The sequence below is a fragment of the Agromyces mediolanus genome (genome assembly GCF_014648575.1).
Lineage (GTDB): Bacteria > Actinomycetota > Actinomycetes > Actinomycetales > Microbacteriaceae > Agromyces > Agromyces mediolanus.
In genome coordinates this window covers 831,022-846,704 of the sequence record NZ_BMRJ01000001.1, presented here as the reverse complement: position 1 = coordinate 846,704, position 15,683 = coordinate 831,022, and the positions used below count along the sequence as shown (strand labels likewise).

Sequence of the window (15,683 nt, the reverse complement as noted above, 5' to 3'; positions counted from 1 at the left end):
CACATTGCGGAAATCAGCGCTGTGCGCGGAGGAGCGATGCCATTCGCCGCGCCATGTTTCACGTGAAACATGGCGCGGCGTGGTGTGGCTGGGTCCTTGGTCGGACGGGCGTGGCCGCAGTTGCACGAGCGATTCGCCCTCGGCTTGAATCAGCACGCGCATAGCACTTGAACACCGAGGCCTCGCGCCCCTCAGAAGCACTGGGGGAGGAGTGCCTGGAATTCGGCCCTCGGTGATGATCTCTGTCCCACCGTCGCCGGTGACGCTCGCTGTGGCGAGCCCGCGTCCCGGGCTGGGCGCTACGACAGTGTTCGTCGCTGCGCGATTTCGGGCCGCGTACGCGCGGCCAGTGGACGAGGTGCGGAAAGAGTTTGCCTTCCGCGATCACCACGGATCGCCCTGGTCCCAGGCGCGGAACTTCGCATCGTTTCACGTGAAACATGACGACTGAGCGAGTTCGCAAGGGCTCTCCATGACTTCAGCCGACGAACCGCCGCTCGCGGAGGAAGCCTCGCGGCTTGTGCGCCGCAGAGCCACCACAGGCGACCGACCCAAGAGCACGTTGAACGGTAGGTGCAGGGATCGGGACGAGCTCGATCAGCGCAGTGTTTCACGTGAAACTTCGCCGTGCCGCGAGGAGGTGGACCCGCGTCGGAACCTCGAGAGCTTCGCGAGCTCCTTGCACAAGGCGCAGAGTCCCTGGCCAAGAGCGACGCGGGTCCGGTCGGAGAACAGCGCACTCATCGGTTGGTTAAAGATTGATGCGCGTCGACACCGCGAGCCGCGAGGTAGTACCGTTGAGGGCCATGGTCGGGGAGCGCGTGTAGTCGACACTCCCCAAGGCGCAGTGGCTCTCCGCCGCCAGCCTCGACAGCTGCGAAGTCACGAATGGGTCAGCCTGCATACCGCCGCCACACTGACGCCAGGTCTCGCGATCGGGCAGGAAGAGCGCAGTCTGAGCTATCGGCGACGGAAACCACATCCATCGCGCCTCGGTAGGCCGACTCGCGCCAGCAAGCTCGTGCCGCCAAACTCGCACGCTCGCCCGTCAAGCAGCGGGAGAGTCAGCGGTAGGCGTGTCAACTCATACTTCAGGTGACCTCCCTCACGCGAGGCAAGCACAAGCATGCTCAGCAGCGTCCACCTCGCGCCAACGCCAGCCCACAGGCCGAAGGCAAGCGGAGGCCATGTCGGTGAGCGTCGCATCCAGCGCAGCCGATGTCACTGAAGGACGGCGCATCGCCCACCCGTCCGTTCTGTCCAGCGCACGCTCTGGCCCGGCGCGCACCGGGGGCGTCTGTGCTGTACGACGGTGTCCGCCGGGACCGGCCAAGACATCCGAGGAGACCGAGGACTCCGAGAGGTCCGAAGAGTCCGGAGAGTCCGAAGACACCGAAGACACCGAAGACGTCCGAGGAACCCGAGGAACCCGAGGAACCCGACAAGTGTGGAGAGACCGATGACTCAGACGGGTCGGAGACGTTCGACGGGTCCGCCGGCCCCAAGGAGTCAACACGTACCCACACGCCATCGCACGCCCGCCAACCGCGGAACATGTTCACCTCGGGCTCTCTCACACCGCTCGGTGAGAAGAGCCAAGGCGAACCCCGGCAGATCCAGTTCGCGGACTCCCGATCAAGCGCCTAGCTGACCAGCTGGTGTGAGCCGGCGGGCGTGGCTGTCCAGCGATGTTTCACGTGAAACACGTCAGCGCGAGCAGATGGGGTTCGCTCGTTCCTTCCCACCACGGCCAAGTTCCCTTTGCGCACCAGCAGCCAAGCCCGACGTGACCCCTACGACGTGCGTCGATGACGAGGAGCAACGGCGAGACCGAGACGGCGCGAGATCTCTTCAAAGAACCTGACGCATCGCGCGAGCGTGCCACGTGAACCACCGAACCATGGGGCCACCCGCCGTGCTGAGACAGTAGGCAGGAACAGCCCAAGCCCGCGTCAGCCGACGGCGACCGTCGCGCGGAACACGCGCGTCACTTCGCGCTCGTCGACCTTGCCCTCGCCGAGCACGATGACCTCCGCGTCGCGAAGGCGGAACTTGCGCATCGCCTTCTCGGCGCCCGCGATCTCCTGCTCGACACTCGCGCCCTTCATCAGCACGAGTTCACCCCCTGGCTTCAGCAGGGGAGCGGTCATGGGAATCAACGTGCGCAGTGCGCTCACGGCTCGCGCGGTCACCTGATCCAGGGCGCCCTTGAGCTTCGCCTCTTCGGCTCGCGCCCGCATCACTGAGACGTTCGTCAGCTCGAGCTCGGCCGCCTGCTGCTCGAGCCACGCCACGCGACGCTCCATCGGCTCGATAAGCGTGAATGAAACGTCCGGTCGTGCAATCGCGAGCACGAGCCCCGGGAGCCCGGCTCCCGAGCCGACGTCTCCCACGTGGCCGGGCCGCAGCAAGGGTGCGACCAGACCACTGTTGATGATATGGCGAGTCCACAGGCGCGGCAGTTCGAGCGGGCCGATCAGACCCAGCTCCTCGCCGTGCTTCGCGAGCGCCTCCGTGAAGGCGCGAGCTTTCGGCAGCGTCTCGCCGAACAACTCAGCCGCAAAAGCCGGCTCCGGCTCCAGGTTCTCGGTCATCGTTTCACGTGAAACATCCGCCACCGCGGTGATCAGCCGACGCGCGTGATGACCGTGTGCCGGTCGGCGCCTTCACCCCGCGACGCCGAGTGCAGGCCACGCTCAGCCACGAGGTCGTGCACCAGCTTGCGCTCGTACGACGACATCGGAGGCAACGCAGCCTCGGCGGCACCACCGTCGATGCGCTCGGCAGCACGCGAGACCAGCGCCGCGAGCTCCGTGCGACGCGCGTCACGCGAGCCGCCGATGTCGAGGATGAGGCGCGAGAACGCCCCGGTCCGGCTCTGCACGGCGAGGCGAGTGAGCTCCTGCAGCGCATTGACCGTGTCGGGCTTCGACAGCAACTCGAGGTTCGCGCCGTCACCGGCATTGACCGAGACGTAAGCGCGGCCGTTGCGGGCGTCGATATCGATGTCGCCATCGAGATCGCAGATGTCGAGCAGCTCCTCGATGTAGTCGGCCGCGATGTCACCCTCTTCTTCGATCTGCGAGAGGGTGCGTTCCTCGGTGTCCTGCTTCACGTCAGTCATGTCGGTCACTTTCCGCTCTGCTTCTTCGCGCGCGACTTGTTGATGGGCTGCTGGCGCTGCGTGGTCTTCGGCTTCGCCGGCTCCTCGGCGTCCGCGGCGGGAGCGTCGGGGGCGACGAGCTTGCCCTTCTTGGCGAGGCGGGCCTCGCGGGCCTTCGCCGCCTCGCTACCGGGGGTGGGCATGTTGCGGATGACGACGAACTGCTGGCCCATGGTCCAGAAGTTCGAGACGAGCCAGTAGAACATGACGCCGAGGGGGAAGGCGACGCCGGAGAAGGCGAACACGAGGGGGAGCAGGTACAGCAGGATGCGCTGCTGACGGAACATCGGGCTCGCCTTGGTCTCCGGCGACATGTTCTTCGAGACGATCTGCAGCTGGGTGATGAACTGCGAGGCGGTCATCAGCACGATCATCGTGAGCGCGATGAGCATCACCGAGAGGCTGAACGGCTGGCCGGCCGTCATGTGGTTCCACTCGCCGATGAAGGTCGACTTCAGGGGCGCGCCGAAGAACTCGGCGTTCGCGAAGGAGTTCGCGAGCTGCTGCGTGAACAGGCCGACGCCCGCCTTGTCGTGCTGCGCGTCGTTCAGCACCGAGAACAGGCCGAAGAAGATCGGCATCTGCAGCAGGAGGGGGAGGCACGACGAGAGGGGGTTGGTGCCCGTGCGCTTGTAGAGGTCCATGGTCTCGCGCGACATGGCCTCGCGCGAGAACTGGTCCTTCTTGCCCTTGTACTTGTCCTGGATCTTCTTGAGCTGCGGCGCCACCTCGAGCATGCGGCGCTGGCTCTTGATCTGCTTGACGAAGATCGGGATGAGCGCGGCACGGACGACGATGACCAGGCCGACGATCGACAGCACCCAGGTGACCCCGGCGTCGGGGTCCATGCCGATGGTGGTCCACAGCCAGTGGAACGCCACGAGAATCAGCTCGATGGCCCACTTGATGGGCCATAGGAGCGTGCCGATGAGATCCAAGGATCAGTCCTTCCGGGACGGGATGGGGGAGGAGGTCGCGAGCACGGGCGCGCCGAGCGGCGCGGGCGTGCGGAGAACTGGAGCGGGCGACGCCGCCGGACGAGCCGCCGCGGCCTCGTCCCGACGAAGGTGCTCGCTCAGGTGGGCCTGTCGAGCCGCCTCTGCAGCGGCCTCGGCCTTGGGGAACATGCCGGCGGGGACGACCCAGCCGAAGCGGGTGATCCGATCCCGGTCGTGGCGAGCCGCCCGCACGTCGTCGATGCCGCCGGCGGACCACGGGTTGCACCGGAGAATGCGCCACGCGGTCAGGGCCGAGCCGACGATCAGCCCACGCTGCTGCACCGAGCCGAGCCCGTACGCCGAGCACGAGGGGTAGTAGCGGCAGACGTCGCCGTAGAGGGGCGAGATCAGTGCGCGGTAGCCGCGGAGCAGCAGGACCCCGGCATTGCGGGGGAGCAGCAGCACGAATCGCGCAAGGTTTCGCATGTCACACGTCTCGAGAGGGAGCGGATGCCTGGGCGGCGACGCGGCGGCCCCGGCGCTCGAACGCCGAGAAGACCTCCGCGCGCAACGACGCCCAATCGGCGTCGGCCGCGGTCGGGAGCGCTCGCACCACCATGTCTACGCCGACGGCACCGCTGTCGACGAGCTCGGAGCACGCGGCCTTGAGGCGGCGTCTCACGAGATTGCGTCGCACGGCGGTGCCGACCTTCTTCGAGACGATGAAGCCGAAGCGTGCGGCCGATCCCGGTTCACCCGATCGCAGATAGCTCACGGTGTTGGGGCCGACCGCCTTCGCTCCACGGCGCACGACGACTCGATAGTCATCGGCGCTCGTGAGGCGATTGGCTTTGGCGAGCACCGGAAGAACTACGCGGAGAGCTCGGTGCGGCCCTTGCGACGACGAGCGGCCAGGATGGCGCGGCCGGCACGGGTGCGCATGCGCAGACGGAAGCCGTGCTTCTTGGCACGACGACGGTTGTTGGGCTGGAAGGTACGCTTGCTCATTCTTCTCTCCGGCTGTCGGACTCTCCTCGCGACGCGTCAACGGTGCGTCTGCGGGAAAACTGGGTGCCCAAAGGGCGGCGGTCAACCTATTAAAACTACGGCCTGGGCGCGCTGGGGTCAAACCGACCACGACCGAGACCTTCGGCGATCGAACCACACAGTATCCCGCCATCCTGCGCGAGCGCTGAGGATCGACACGCCGGGCGCGTCGAATCCCGCTCGCGGCATTTGTCGGCGGCACATCCATTCGCTAGCGTGAGTGACCAGTTATCCCCAGCCTCGAACGCGGAATCATCGGGTTTCCGGCCGATCTGCTCACAGGCGGTGGACAACATTGTGAACAATTCGCCTGGCGCCGTTTCGCGCTCCGGAGGGGGACCGGAGAATGCGTTCGATCGACGGCGCACAGCCGAGCGCGGCAGATTGCGGGGAGCAATGACGGAACAGCCCATTTCCGAGACGTGGGCGACGGTGCTCGAGCGACTCTCGCAGGACGACGCGATCACCCCCATGCTGCAGGGCTTCCTGAACCTCGTCGAGCCGAAGGGCATCGCCGCCGGCACCTTCTACCTCGAGGTGCCGAACGAGTTCACCGCCAGCATGCTCAACCAGCGGATGCGGGTGCCGCTGCTGGCGGCGATGTCGGAGCTCGACGTGCCGTCACCGGTGACCTCCTTCTACGTCGTCGTGAACCCCGAGCTCGAAGAGGTGCGCCCGAGCGAGCCGCAGGGCCCGGGCGACGAGTACGCGGAGCCCGTGGAACTGCACGCCGCCCCGCCGGCCGTCTTCGAGAGCTCCCCGCAGGACCGCCCGCGCGACTCGCGGCTGAATCCGAAGTACTCCTTTGACAGCTTCGTCATCGGCCAGTCGAACCGCTTCGCGCACGCCGCCGCCGTCGCCGTGGCCGAGGCGCCCGCCAAGGCGTACAACCCGCTCTTCATCTACGGCGACTCCGGTCTCGGCAAGACGCACCTCCTGCACGCCATCGGCCACTACGCGATGAGCCTCTATCCCGGCATCCGCGTGCGCTACGTCTCGAGCGAGGAGTTCACGAATGACTTCATCAACTCGATCGCGAACAACCGCGGCTCGCTCTTCCAGCAGCGCTACCGCAACATCGACATCCTGCTGATCGACGACATCCAGTTCCTGCAGGGCAAGGCGGAGACGCAGGAGGCGTTCTTCCACACCTTCAACACGCTGCACGACCACAACAAGCAGGTCGTGATCACGAGCGACGTGCCGCCCAAGCACCTGACCGGCTTCGAGGACCGCATGCGCAGCCGCTTCGAGTGGGGCCTCATCACGGATGTGCAGGCGCCCGACCTCGAGACGCGCATCGCGATCCTCCGCAAGAAGGCCCAGTCGGAGCGGCTGCAGGTGCCCGACGACATCCTCGAGTACATGGCCTCGAAGGTCTCGAGCAACATCCGCGAGCTCGAAGGCACGCTGATCCGCGTCACCGCGTTCGCGAGCCTCAACCGCACGCCGGTCGACATGCCGCTCGTGCAGACGGTGCTGAAGGACCTCATCACCGACGACTCCGACAACGTCATCGCGCCGGTCGACATCATCACGGCGACGGCGGACTACTTCAAGCTCACGGTCGACGACCTCTACGGTTCGAGCCGCTCACAGGCGGTCGCCACGGCGCGGCAGATCGCGATGTACCTCTGCCGCGAGCTGACGAGCCTCTCGCTGCCGAAGATCGGGCAGCTGTTCGGCAATCGCGACCACACCACGGTCATGTACGCGAACAAGAAGATCTCGGAGCTCATGAAGGAGCGCCGCTCGATCTACAACCAGGTCACCGAGCTCACCGCCCGCATCAAGCAGACCGCGCGCTACCGCTGAGTTCCGGCCGTCGCGGCGGGTTCGAAGGATGCCTCGGAGCGGCCGCAGACCGCGTTCTGCGGGCCGTTCGGGGCGTTCCCCACAATTGTGGAAAGCCTGTGGATTGTTAACGAGCAACCGGCTCCCAGCTGTTGAGACGCGAGCTCGGCCTGTGTACAACCCGAATTCGTCCCAGCACACCGTTCAGTGTCCCCTCGGTGATTCCCACACGGTGTGCACAGATCGAATGGGCCCGGATCGGCATCACTCCGCGGATCTCCGAACACCATCCACAGTTTCCACAGCGGTTAACACCGTTAAGAGACTTAAGCCTTCAATGACGGGGATTCGACAACCTGACGGTGTGGATGCCTCGAAGGTCGCTCGATAGCATGGGAACCCGCGTCCACCGACGCGGGAGGGCACGGTCGTGCGGAGCACGCGCCATGACGACAGGAGAGCCGTGAAGTTCCAGGTCAACCGCGACGTCTTCAGCGAGGCCGTGTCGTTCGCGGTCAAGCTGCTCCCGCAGCGGACGACGTTGCCCATCCTCTCCGGCGTCCTGATCCAGGCGAACGAAGACGGGCTCGTCCTCTCCTCCTTCGATTACGAGGTCTCCAGCCAGACCGAGATCCAGGCAGACGTCGAGGAGCCGGGCACCGTGCTCGTCTCCGGCCGACTCCTCGCCGAGATCGCGGGCCGTCTGCCCAACGCCCCGGTGCGCATCGCCACCGAAGAGAACCGCATCCAGGTCAGCTGCGGCTCGGCGAGCTTCACGCTGCTCTCGATGCCGGTCGAGGAGTACCCCTCGATCCCCGAGATCGGCGACCAGTCCGGCGTCGTCCCGGCCGAGGAGTTCGCGGCCGCCGTCGCGCAGGTCGCCGTCGCCGCGTCCCGCGACGACGTCACGCCGGTCATCACGGGCGTGCAGCTCGAGGTCCGCGAGAACAGCCTCGGCCTCGTCGCCACCGACCGCTACCGCGTCGCCGTGCGCGAGATCGACTGGGACGGCGGCTCCGTCGCCACGGCCGAGGAGGCGCTCACCGCGCTCGTCCCCGCCCGCACCCTGCAGGAGGTCGGCAAGACCTTCGGTCACTCCGGCACGATCTCGGTCTCGATCACGAGCCGTGACGACCGTGAGCTCATCGCCTTCAGCGCCGACAAGAAGACCGTCACGAGCCTGCTCATCAAGGGCAACTTCCCGCCCGTGCGCCGGCTCTTCCCCGAGGTCGTCGACAACTACGCGGTGGTGAACACCGCCGAGCTCATCGAGGCCACCCGACGTGTCGCGCTCGTGCTCGAGCGCGAGGCGGCCCTCCGCTACTCGTTCACGCCCGACGGCCTCACCCTCGAGGCGATCGGCAGCGAGCAGGCCCAGGCCTCCGAGTCGATCGACGCCATCCTCACCGGCGACGAGACCGTCGTCTCGCTGAAGCCGCAGTTCCTGCTCGACGGGCTCGGCGCCGTGCACTCCGAGTTCGTGCGCGTCTCGTTCACGAAGACCGAGAACCCCAACAAGCCGGGGCCCGTGCTCATCACCAGCCAGACCTCGCGCGAGCAGGCCGGCAGCGACAGCTACCGCTACCTGCTGCAGCCGAACCTGCTGCTGCGCTGATCCCGCGCCGCTGTCGGCGGTCGCGGGTACCGTAGACGGAGGTCGAGCGAGAGGAGTGGTGCCGGTGCACGTCGCCCGCCTCTCCCTCACCGACTTCCGCAACTACGAGCGCGCCGAGCTCGAGCTCGGCCCGGGCGCCACCGTGCTCGTGGGCCGAAACGGCCAGGGCAAGACCAACCTCGTCGAGTCGATCGGCTACCTGGCCACGCTCGGCTCGCACCGGGTCTCCGGCGACCAGGCGCTCGTGCGGGCCGGGGCCGAGTCGGCCATCGTCCGCGCCCTCCTCGTGCACGGCGACCGCCAGCTCCTCCTCGAGCTGCAGCTCAACCGTCAGGGCGCGAACCGTGCGCAGCTCAACCGCTCGCCGGTCAAGACCCGCGAGCTTCCGCGCTATGCGCACACCGTGCTGTTCGCGCCCGAAGACCTCGCCATCGTGCGCGGCGAGCCCGGCGTCCGCCGGCGCATGCTCGACGAGCTGCTCGTGCAGCGCTCGCCCCGGCTCGCCGGCGTCATGGGCGACTACGACCGGGTGCTCCGCCAGCGCAACACCCTGCTGAAGAGCGCCCGCGCCAGAGGGCTCGGCGCCGACAAGCTCACCACGCTCGACATCTGGGACGAGCGGCTCGTCGCCCTCGGCGCCGAGCTCATCGACCAGCGGCTCGCGCTCCTCGCGGAGCTCGCCGATCCGCTCGCGGCCGCGTACCACTCGATCGTCGACGCCGACCACGGGCCGTCGCTGCAGCCGGTGCTCTCCATCGACGGGGCGGTCGCCGAGGACGACGACGAGCCGCGCTCGGCACCGCGGGCGGACGCAGCGGATGCCTCGGGCGAGGCATCCGCCGACGGCTCCGCCGCGAGCGCGACGGGAGCCGCCGCCGTGCCGACGGCCGAGCGCTTCGCCGCCGCGCTCCGCGGGCTCCGCCGCAAGGAGCTCGAGCGCGGCGTGACGCTCGCCGGCCCGCACCGCGACGACGTGCTGCTGCTGCTCAACGGCCTGCCGGCCAAGGGCTACGCGAGCCACGGCGAGTCCTGGTCGTTCGCCCTCGCGCTGCGCCTCGCCGCCGCCGAGCTGCTGCGCCGCGACTCGGCCACCGGCGACCCGGTGCTCGTGCTCGACGACGTCTTCGCCGAACTCGACCGCCTGCGGCGGGAACGTCTGGCCGCGGCGATCGGCGGCTACGAGCAGGTGCTCGTCACCGCAGCAGTGCTCGAAGACGTACCCGAGCCGCTCACCGCGACGATCGTGCACATCGACGCGGGCCGCATCGTCGATGCCCCGGCGCCCCCCGCCCATCCGGCCTCCGCGTCCGCGCCCGACGACGCCCCGGCCGCCGAAGAGGGGGCGACGGCATGAGCGACGCCTCCGAGGCCGTCCGGGTCTATCAGCATTTCCGCGAGATCTTCGGCGGCGAGCCGCGCTACCGCCCGGGCCGTGCGCGCCGCACGCGCGAGACGTCCGGCAGCGAGCCGTTCACCCCGGGCCGCGACCCGCGCCCGCTCGGCACGGCGATCGATCAGCTCTCCTCGCAGCTCGGCTGGAGCGGCCCGCTCTCGCAGGCCGACCTGCTCACCACGTGGCGCGACATCGCCGGAGAGGAGACGGCGCGGCACTCCGAGCCGATCGCCATCGAAGGCGGCACGCTGCAGGTCCGCTGCGATTCCACGGCCTGGGCCACCCAGCTGCGGCTGATGCGCCAGCAGCTGCTCGCGCGCATCGCCGAAGTGCACCCGGGGGCGGGGGTGGAATCGATCCGGTTCCAAGGGCCGGACGCCCCCACCTGGAAACGCGGTCCCAGATCGGTTCCAGGCCGCGGTCCGCGCGACACCTACGGTTGAGACGACAAATTCGGTCAACCTGCCCCGTTCATTGCCTCAGATCGGCGTTTCCGGCCTTTTGAGTCGGGCGATTTGATAGGATCGAGAGTCGCCAGAACGACAGAGCGGAGCCTCGATTCACCCATGACAGCGGAACCGACGAAGGCCCAGGGCGCATCCGAATACGGCGCCGACGACATCCAGGTACTCGAGGGCCTCGAAGCGGTCCGCAAGCGTCCCGGCATGTACATCGGCTCGACGGGTCCGCGCGGCCTGCACCACCTCGTGTACGAGATCGTCGACAACTCCGTCGACGAGGCGCTCGCGGGCTACGCCACGGCGATCGACGTGACGATCCTCGAAGACGGTGCGGTCCGGGTCATCGACAACGGCCGCGGCATCCCCGTCGGCATGCACAAGACCGAGGGCAAGTCGACCGTCGAGGTCGTGCTCACCGTGCTGCACGCCGGCGGCAAGTTCGGCGGCGGCGGCTACGCCGTCTCGGGCGGTCTCCACGGCGTCGGCTCCTCCGTCGTGAACGCGCTGTCGACGCGACTCGAGGTCGAGGTGAAGCGCGAGGGCAACGTCTGGCGCCAGGCCTTCAACATCGGCGTCCCCGAGGCCCCGCTCTCCCAGGACGAGGCGAGCGACGAGACCGGCACCACGATCACGTTCTGGCCGAGCCCCGAGATCTTCGAGACGGTCGTCTTCGACTACGAGACGCTCCGCACCCGGTTCCAGCAGATGGCCTTCCTCAACAAGGGCCTCAGCATCACGCTCACCGACCTGCGGCCGAACGGCGGCGTCCCGGTGGACCCCGCCGACGTCGAGGCGGACGCCGACCCCGAGGCCTTCGTGCCGCGCAGCGACACGTTCCTCTACGAGCGCGGCCTGAGCGACTACGTCGAGTACCTCAACAAGTCGAAGCGCGCCGAGCTCGTCAATGAGGAGATCATCTCCTTCGAGTCCGAGGACACCGAGCGCAAGATCGCGCTCGAGGTCGCGATGCAGTGGACGACGGCGTACACCGAGTCGGTGCACACCTACGCGAACACGATCAACACGCACGAGGGCGGCACGCACGAGGAGGGTTTCCGCGCGGCGCTGACGACGCTCGTCAACCGCTACGCGCGCGAGAAGGGCCTGCTCAAGGAGAAGGACGACAACCTCTCCGGCGACGACGTGCGCGAGGGCCTCACCGCGGTCATCTCGGTCAAGCTCTCCGAGCCGCAGTTCGAGGGCCAGACGAAGACGAAGCTCGGCAACACCGAGGCGAAGTCGTTCGTGCAGCGCATCGTCGGCGACCAGCTCGGCGACTGGTTCGAGCGCAACCCGAACCAGGCCCGCGACATCATCCGCAAGGCCATCCAGGCGGCGACGGCCCGCATCGCGGCGCGCAAGGCCCGCGAGGCGACGCGACGCAAGGGCTTCCTCGAGACCAGCGGCATGCCCGGCAAGCTGAGCGACTGCACTTCGAAGGACCCGACGATCTCCGAGATCTTCCTCGTCGAGGGCGACTCCGCCGGTGGCTCGGCGAAGACCGGCCGCGACCCGGCGACCCAGGCCATCCTGCCGCTGCGCGGCAAGATCCTGAACGTCGAGAAGGCGCGCCTCGACCGGGCCCTCGGCAACGCCGAGATCCAGGCGATGATCACCGCCTTCGGCACCGGCATCGGCGAGGACTTCAACCCCGAGAAGGCCAGGTACCACAAGATCGTGCTCATGGCCGACGCCGACGTCGACGGCCAGCACATCACCACGCTGCTGCTCACGCTGCTGTTCCGCTTCATGCGGCCGCTCATCGAGATGGGCTACGTGTTCCTGGCGCAGCCGCCGCTGTACCGCCTGAAGTGGACCAACTCCGAGCACGAGTACGTGTACTCCGACCGTGAGCGCGATGCGCTGCTCGCCGCCGGCCAGGCCGCGGGCAAGCGCCTCCAGAAGGAGAACGGCGTCCAGCGCTACAAGGGTCTCGGCGAGATGAACCACCAGGAGCTGTGGGACACCACCATGAACCCCGAGACCCGCACGCTGCTGCAGGTCACGATGGAGGATGCCGCGGCCGCCGACGAGATCTTCTCGACGCTGATGGGCGACGACGTCGAGAGCCGTCGCTCCTTCATCCAGAAGAACGCGAAGGACGTCCGCTTCCTCGACATCTGAGCGCGCGCCGTGACCCGGCGCGCGATCCGCGAGCAGTTCGAATCGACGAGAAGACATGACTGACGAATTCAGCACCGAAGCCGCAGACGGCGAGCACAACCACGGCAAGATCGACCAAGTCGATCTGCAGCTGGAGATGCAGCGCTCGTACCTCGACTACGCGATGAGCGTGATCGTCGGGCGCGCGCTGCCCGACGTCCGCGACGGCCTGAAGCCGGTGCACCGCCGCGTGATCTACACGATGTACGACGGCGGCTACCGTCCCGACCGCGCATTCTCGAAGTGCACGCGCGTCATCGGCGATGTCATGGGCCAGTTCCACCCGCACGGCGACAGCTCGGTGTACGACGCGCTCGTGCGCCTGGTGCAGCCGTGGTCGCTGCGGTACCCGCTCGCGCTCGGACAGGGCAACTTCGGCTCTCCCGGCAACGACGGCGCGGCCGCGCACCGATACACCGAGACCAAGATGTCGCCGCTCGCCCTCGAGATGGTGCGCGACATCGAGGAAGAGACCGTCGACTTCCAAGACAACTACGACGGTCGCACCCAGGAGCCGACCGTGCTCCCGGCGCGCTTCCCGAACCTGCTCGTCAACGGCTCCGTCGGCATCGCGGTCGGCATGGCCACGAACATCCCGCCGCACAACCTGCGCGAGGTCTCCGAGGGCGCGCTCTGGGCGCTCGAGCACCCGGATGCCTCGCACGAGGAGCTGCAGCAGGCGCTCATGGAGCGCATCAAGGGACCGGACTTCCCGACCGGCGCGCAGATCCTGGGCGTCAAGGGCATCCACGACGCCTACCGCACGGGCCGCGGCTCGATCACGATGCGCGCGGTCGTCAGCGTCGAGGAGATCCAGGGCCGCACCTGCCTCGTCGTCACCGAGCTGCCGTACCAGGTGAACCCCGACAACCTCGCGGTGAAGATCGCCGAGCTCGTCAAGGACGGCAAGCTCTCCGGCATCGCCGACATCCGCGACGAGACCTCCGGCCGCACCGGCCAGCGCCTCGTGCTCGTGCTGAAGCGCGACGCGGTCGCCAAGGTCGTGCTGAACAACCTGTACAAGCACACCCAGCTGCAGGAGAACTTCGGCGCGAACATGCTCGCGATCGTCGACGGCGTGCCGCGCACGCTCTCGATCGACGGCTTCATCACGCACTGGATCGCGCACCAGATCGACGTCATCGTGCGCCGCACGAACTTCCGTCTGAAGAAGGCCGAGGCCGACGCGCACATCCAGCGCGGCTACGTGAAGGCCCTCGACGCGCTCGACGAGGTCATCGCGCTCATCCGCCGCTCGCCCGACGTCGACGAGGCCCGCACCGGCCTGATGAACCTGCTCGGGGTCGACCAGCTGCAGGCCGACGCCATCCTCACCATGCAGCTCCGCCGCCTCGCGGCCCTCGAGCGGCAGAAGATCATCGACCGCCTCGCGCAGCTCGAGCTCGAGATCGCCGAGTATCTCGCGATCCTCGCCGACGAGGGGCGCCAGCGCACCATCATCTCCGAGGAGCTCACCGAGATCGTCGCGAAGTTCGGCGACGACCGGCGCACGCACATCATGCCGGGCTTCGACGGCGACATGTCGGTGGAAGACCTGATCCCCGAAGAGGAGATGGTCGTCACCGTCACGCGCGGCGGCTACATCAAGCGCACCCGCAGCGACAACTACCGCTCGCAGCACCGCGGCGGCAAGGGCGTGAAGGGCGCGCAGCTGCGCGCCGACGACGTGGTCGACCACTTCTTCGTCACGACGACGCATCACTGGCTGCTGTTCTTCACGAACATGGGGCGCGTCTACCGGGCGAAGACCTACGAGATCCTCGAGGCCGGCCGCGACGCCAAGGGCCAGCACGTCGCGAACCTGCTCGAGATGCAGCCCGACGAGCAGATCGCCGAGATCGTCGACATCCGCGACTACCAGGTGGCCACCTACCTCGTGCTCGCCACCCGCGACGGCCTCGTCAAGAAGACCGAGCTCGCGGCGTACGACACCAACCGCTCGCGCGGCGTGATCGCGATCAACCTCCGCGAGGGCGACGAGCTCGTCTCCGCGATGCTCGCGAACGAGACCGACGAGATCCTGCTCGTCTCGCAGAAGGGCATGTCGCTCCGCTTCGAGGCGACCGACGAGGCGCTGCGTCCGATGGGCCGTGCCACCTCGGGCGTCAAGGGCATGTCGTTCCGCGACGGGGACGCGCTGCTCGCGGCATCCGTCGTCCCGTCCTCCGATGACGACGACGAGGCGGATGCCCCGGAGGATTCCGCGGGCCAGAAGCTCAGCCCGAGCGACGCGTACGTCTTCGTCGTCACCGAGGGAGGCTACGCGAAGCGCACCCGCATCGAGGAGTACCGCAAGCAGAACCGCGGCGGCCTCGGCATCAAGGTGGCCAAGCTCTCCGAGGACCGCGGCGATCTGGCCGGCGCCCTGATGGTCTCGCGGAACGACGAGGTCCTTGTGGTTCTTGCCAGTGGCAAGGTGGTACGCTCCCATGTCGCCGAAGTCCCGGCTAAGGGCCGGGATACGATGGGCGTCGTGTTCGCGAAGTTCGCGAACGACGACCGCATCATCGCGATTGCGAAGAATTCTGAGAGGAACCTCGACGAGGAAACCGAAGAGTCGGTGGAGTCGACGGACACCGAGTAACCGCTTGAGGGAGAATCACCACCGATGAGTAGCGTCGCCGAGAAGCTGGCCAAGAAGTCCGGCCGGAAGGCCCCGGCCAAGCAGGTGCGCCTGCGCCTGGTCTACATCGACTTCTGGTCGGCCGTGAAGCTGTCTTTCCTGATCGCGGTCTGCCTCGCAGTCGTGAACATCGTCGCGACGTTCCTCGTCTACACGGTGCTCAACTCGACCGGCATCTTCGGCAAGGTGAACGAGCTGGTGCAGGACGTCGCGGGCCAGGGGGGCGACCTCACGTCGATCCTCTCGCTCGGCAACGTCATGGGCTTCGCGATCGTCGTCTCGCTGCTGAACCTGGTCGTCACGACCGCGCTGGGCGCCATCATGGCGGTGCTCTACAACCTCAGCGTGAAGGTCACCGGCGGCATCCTGGTCGGCTTCACCAACAACTGATCCGACGGTGCCGGCGTGGCGGAACCCGATTCGGAGTTTCGCCCACGGTCGGGTAGGCTGTCCTTCGGCCTTCAC

The 15,683-nt window shown here is 67.6% G+C and carries 12 protein-coding genes and 1 pseudogene; 7 read left to right on the top strand and 6 right to left on the bottom strand.

Translation table 11 applies throughout. From position 1 onward, the window contains the following. Positions 1-1,952: 1,952 nt before the first annotated feature. The 6 genes and pseudogenes from rsmG to rpmH all read right to left on the bottom strand — a co-directional run bounded on the left by rsmG (position 1,953) and on the right by rpmH (position 5,109). Entirely contained in the window at positions 1,953-2,594 is a 642-nt protein-coding gene (gene rsmG / locus IEY71_RS03985; protein ID WP_189083977.1) for a 16S rRNA (guanine(527)-N(7))-methyltransferase RsmG, read from the bottom strand. A 32-nt stretch (positions 2,595-2,626) separates the two neighbouring features. Further along, positions 2,627-3,124, bottom strand: coding sequence for a Jag family protein (locus IEY71_RS03980; RefSeq protein WP_189083976.1), 498 nt, complete (start codon positions 3,122-3,124; stop codon positions 2,627-2,629). 5 nt (positions 3,125-3,129) lie between these two features. After that, positions 3,130-4,101 carry a membrane protein insertase YidC gene (gene yidC, locus IEY71_RS03975; RefSeq protein ID WP_189083975.1) on the bottom strand — a complete coding sequence of 324 codons (972 nt, stop codon included), beginning with the start codon at positions 4,099-4,101 and terminating at the stop codon, positions 3,130-3,132. Positions 4,102-4,296: 195 nt separating this feature from the next. Continuing rightward, positions 4,297-4,587 (bottom strand): annotated as a pseudogene (gene yidD / locus IEY71_RS18310) (membrane protein insertion efficiency factor YidD); the annotation flags it as partial. Position 4,588: 1 nt separating this feature from the next. Next, entirely contained in the window at positions 4,589-4,963 is a 375-nt protein-coding gene (gene rnpA / locus IEY71_RS03965) for a ribonuclease P protein component (protein WP_189083973.1), read from the bottom strand. An 8-nt stretch (positions 4,964-4,971) separates the two neighbouring features. Then, on the bottom strand, positions 4,972-5,109 hold the full coding sequence (gene rpmH, locus IEY71_RS03960) for a 50S ribosomal protein L34 (RefSeq protein WP_021010601.1): 138 nt from the start codon (positions 5,107-5,109) through the stop codon (positions 4,972-4,974). Between the two features lie 435 nt (positions 5,110-5,544). On the opposite strand from rpmH, the gene dnaA reads away from it, so the two are divergent. The 7 genes from dnaA (at position 5,545) to IEY71_RS03925 (ending at position 15,608) form a co-directional block, all read left to right on the top strand. Further along, on the top strand, positions 5,545-6,963 hold the full coding sequence (dnaA, locus tag IEY71_RS03955; RefSeq protein WP_189083972.1) for a chromosomal replication initiator protein DnaA: 1,419 nt from the start codon (positions 5,545-5,547) through the stop codon (positions 6,961-6,963). A gap of 442 nt (positions 6,964-7,405) precedes the next feature. Next, positions 7,406-8,557, top strand: coding sequence for a DNA polymerase III subunit beta (dnaN, locus tag IEY71_RS03950; RefSeq protein ID WP_189083971.1), 1,152 nt, complete (start codon positions 7,406-7,408; stop codon positions 8,555-8,557). Between the two features lie 64 nt (positions 8,558-8,621). Next, complete coding sequence (gene recF, locus IEY71_RS03945) at positions 8,622-9,911, top strand: DNA replication/repair protein RecF (protein ID WP_189083970.1); 1,290 nt, start codon at positions 8,622-8,624, stop codon at positions 9,909-9,911. Continuing rightward, the gene (locus IEY71_RS03940; RefSeq protein ID WP_189083969.1) at positions 9,908-10,393 is read left to right on the top strand and encodes a DciA family protein; all 486 of its coding nucleotides are present in this window, start codon (positions 9,908-9,910) and stop codon (positions 10,391-10,393) included. Before recF ends, IEY71_RS03940 begins: the two co-directional genes overlap by 4 nt. A 123-nt stretch (positions 10,394-10,516) precedes the next feature. Beyond that, the gene (gene gyrB / locus IEY71_RS03935; RefSeq protein ID WP_189083968.1) at positions 10,517-12,535 is read left to right on the top strand and encodes a DNA topoisomerase (ATP-hydrolyzing) subunit B; all 2,019 of its coding nucleotides are present in this window, start codon (positions 10,517-10,519) and stop codon (positions 12,533-12,535) included. 55 nt (positions 12,536-12,590) lie between these two features. After that, on the top strand, positions 12,591-15,179 hold the full coding sequence (gene gyrA / locus IEY71_RS03930) for a DNA gyrase subunit A (protein ID WP_189083967.1): 2,589 nt from the start codon (positions 12,591-12,593) through the stop codon (positions 15,177-15,179). Positions 15,180-15,203: 24 nt separating this feature from the next. Then, on the top strand, positions 15,204-15,608 hold the full coding sequence (locus IEY71_RS03925; protein WP_189083966.1) for a DUF3566 domain-containing protein: 405 nt from the start codon (positions 15,204-15,206) through the stop codon (positions 15,606-15,608). The last annotated feature ends 75 nt before the right edge of the window (positions 15,609-15,683 follow it).

Coding starts and splice junctions, on each gene's coding strand:
- IEY71_RS03980 (WP_189083976.1), bottom strand. CDS start 3,124: ATGACTGACGTGAAGCAGGACACCGAGGAACGCACCCTCTCGCAGATC.
- IEY71_RS03925 (WP_189083966.1), top strand. CDS start 15,204: ATGAGTAGCGTCGCCGAGAAGCTGGCCAAGAAGTCCGGCCGGAAGGCC.
- gyrB (WP_189083968.1), top strand. CDS start 10,517: ATGACAGCGGAACCGACGAAGGCCCAGGGCGCATCCGAATACGGCGCC.
- rsmG (WP_189083977.1), bottom strand. CDS start 2,594: ATGACCGAGAACCTGGAGCCGGAGCCGGCTTTTGCGGCTGAGTTGTTC.
- dnaA (WP_189083972.1), top strand. CDS start 5,545: ATGACGGAACAGCCCATTTCCGAGACGTGGGCGACGGTGCTCGAGCGA.
- gyrA (WP_189083967.1), top strand. CDS start 12,591: ATGACTGACGAATTCAGCACCGAAGCCGCAGACGGCGAGCACAACCAC.
- rpmH (WP_021010601.1), bottom strand. CDS start 5,109: ATGAGCAAGCGTACCTTCCAGCCCAACAACCGTCGTCGTGCCAAGAAG.
- IEY71_RS03940 (WP_189083969.1), top strand. CDS start 9,908: ATGAGCGACGCCTCCGAGGCCGTCCGGGTCTATCAGCATTTCCGCGAG.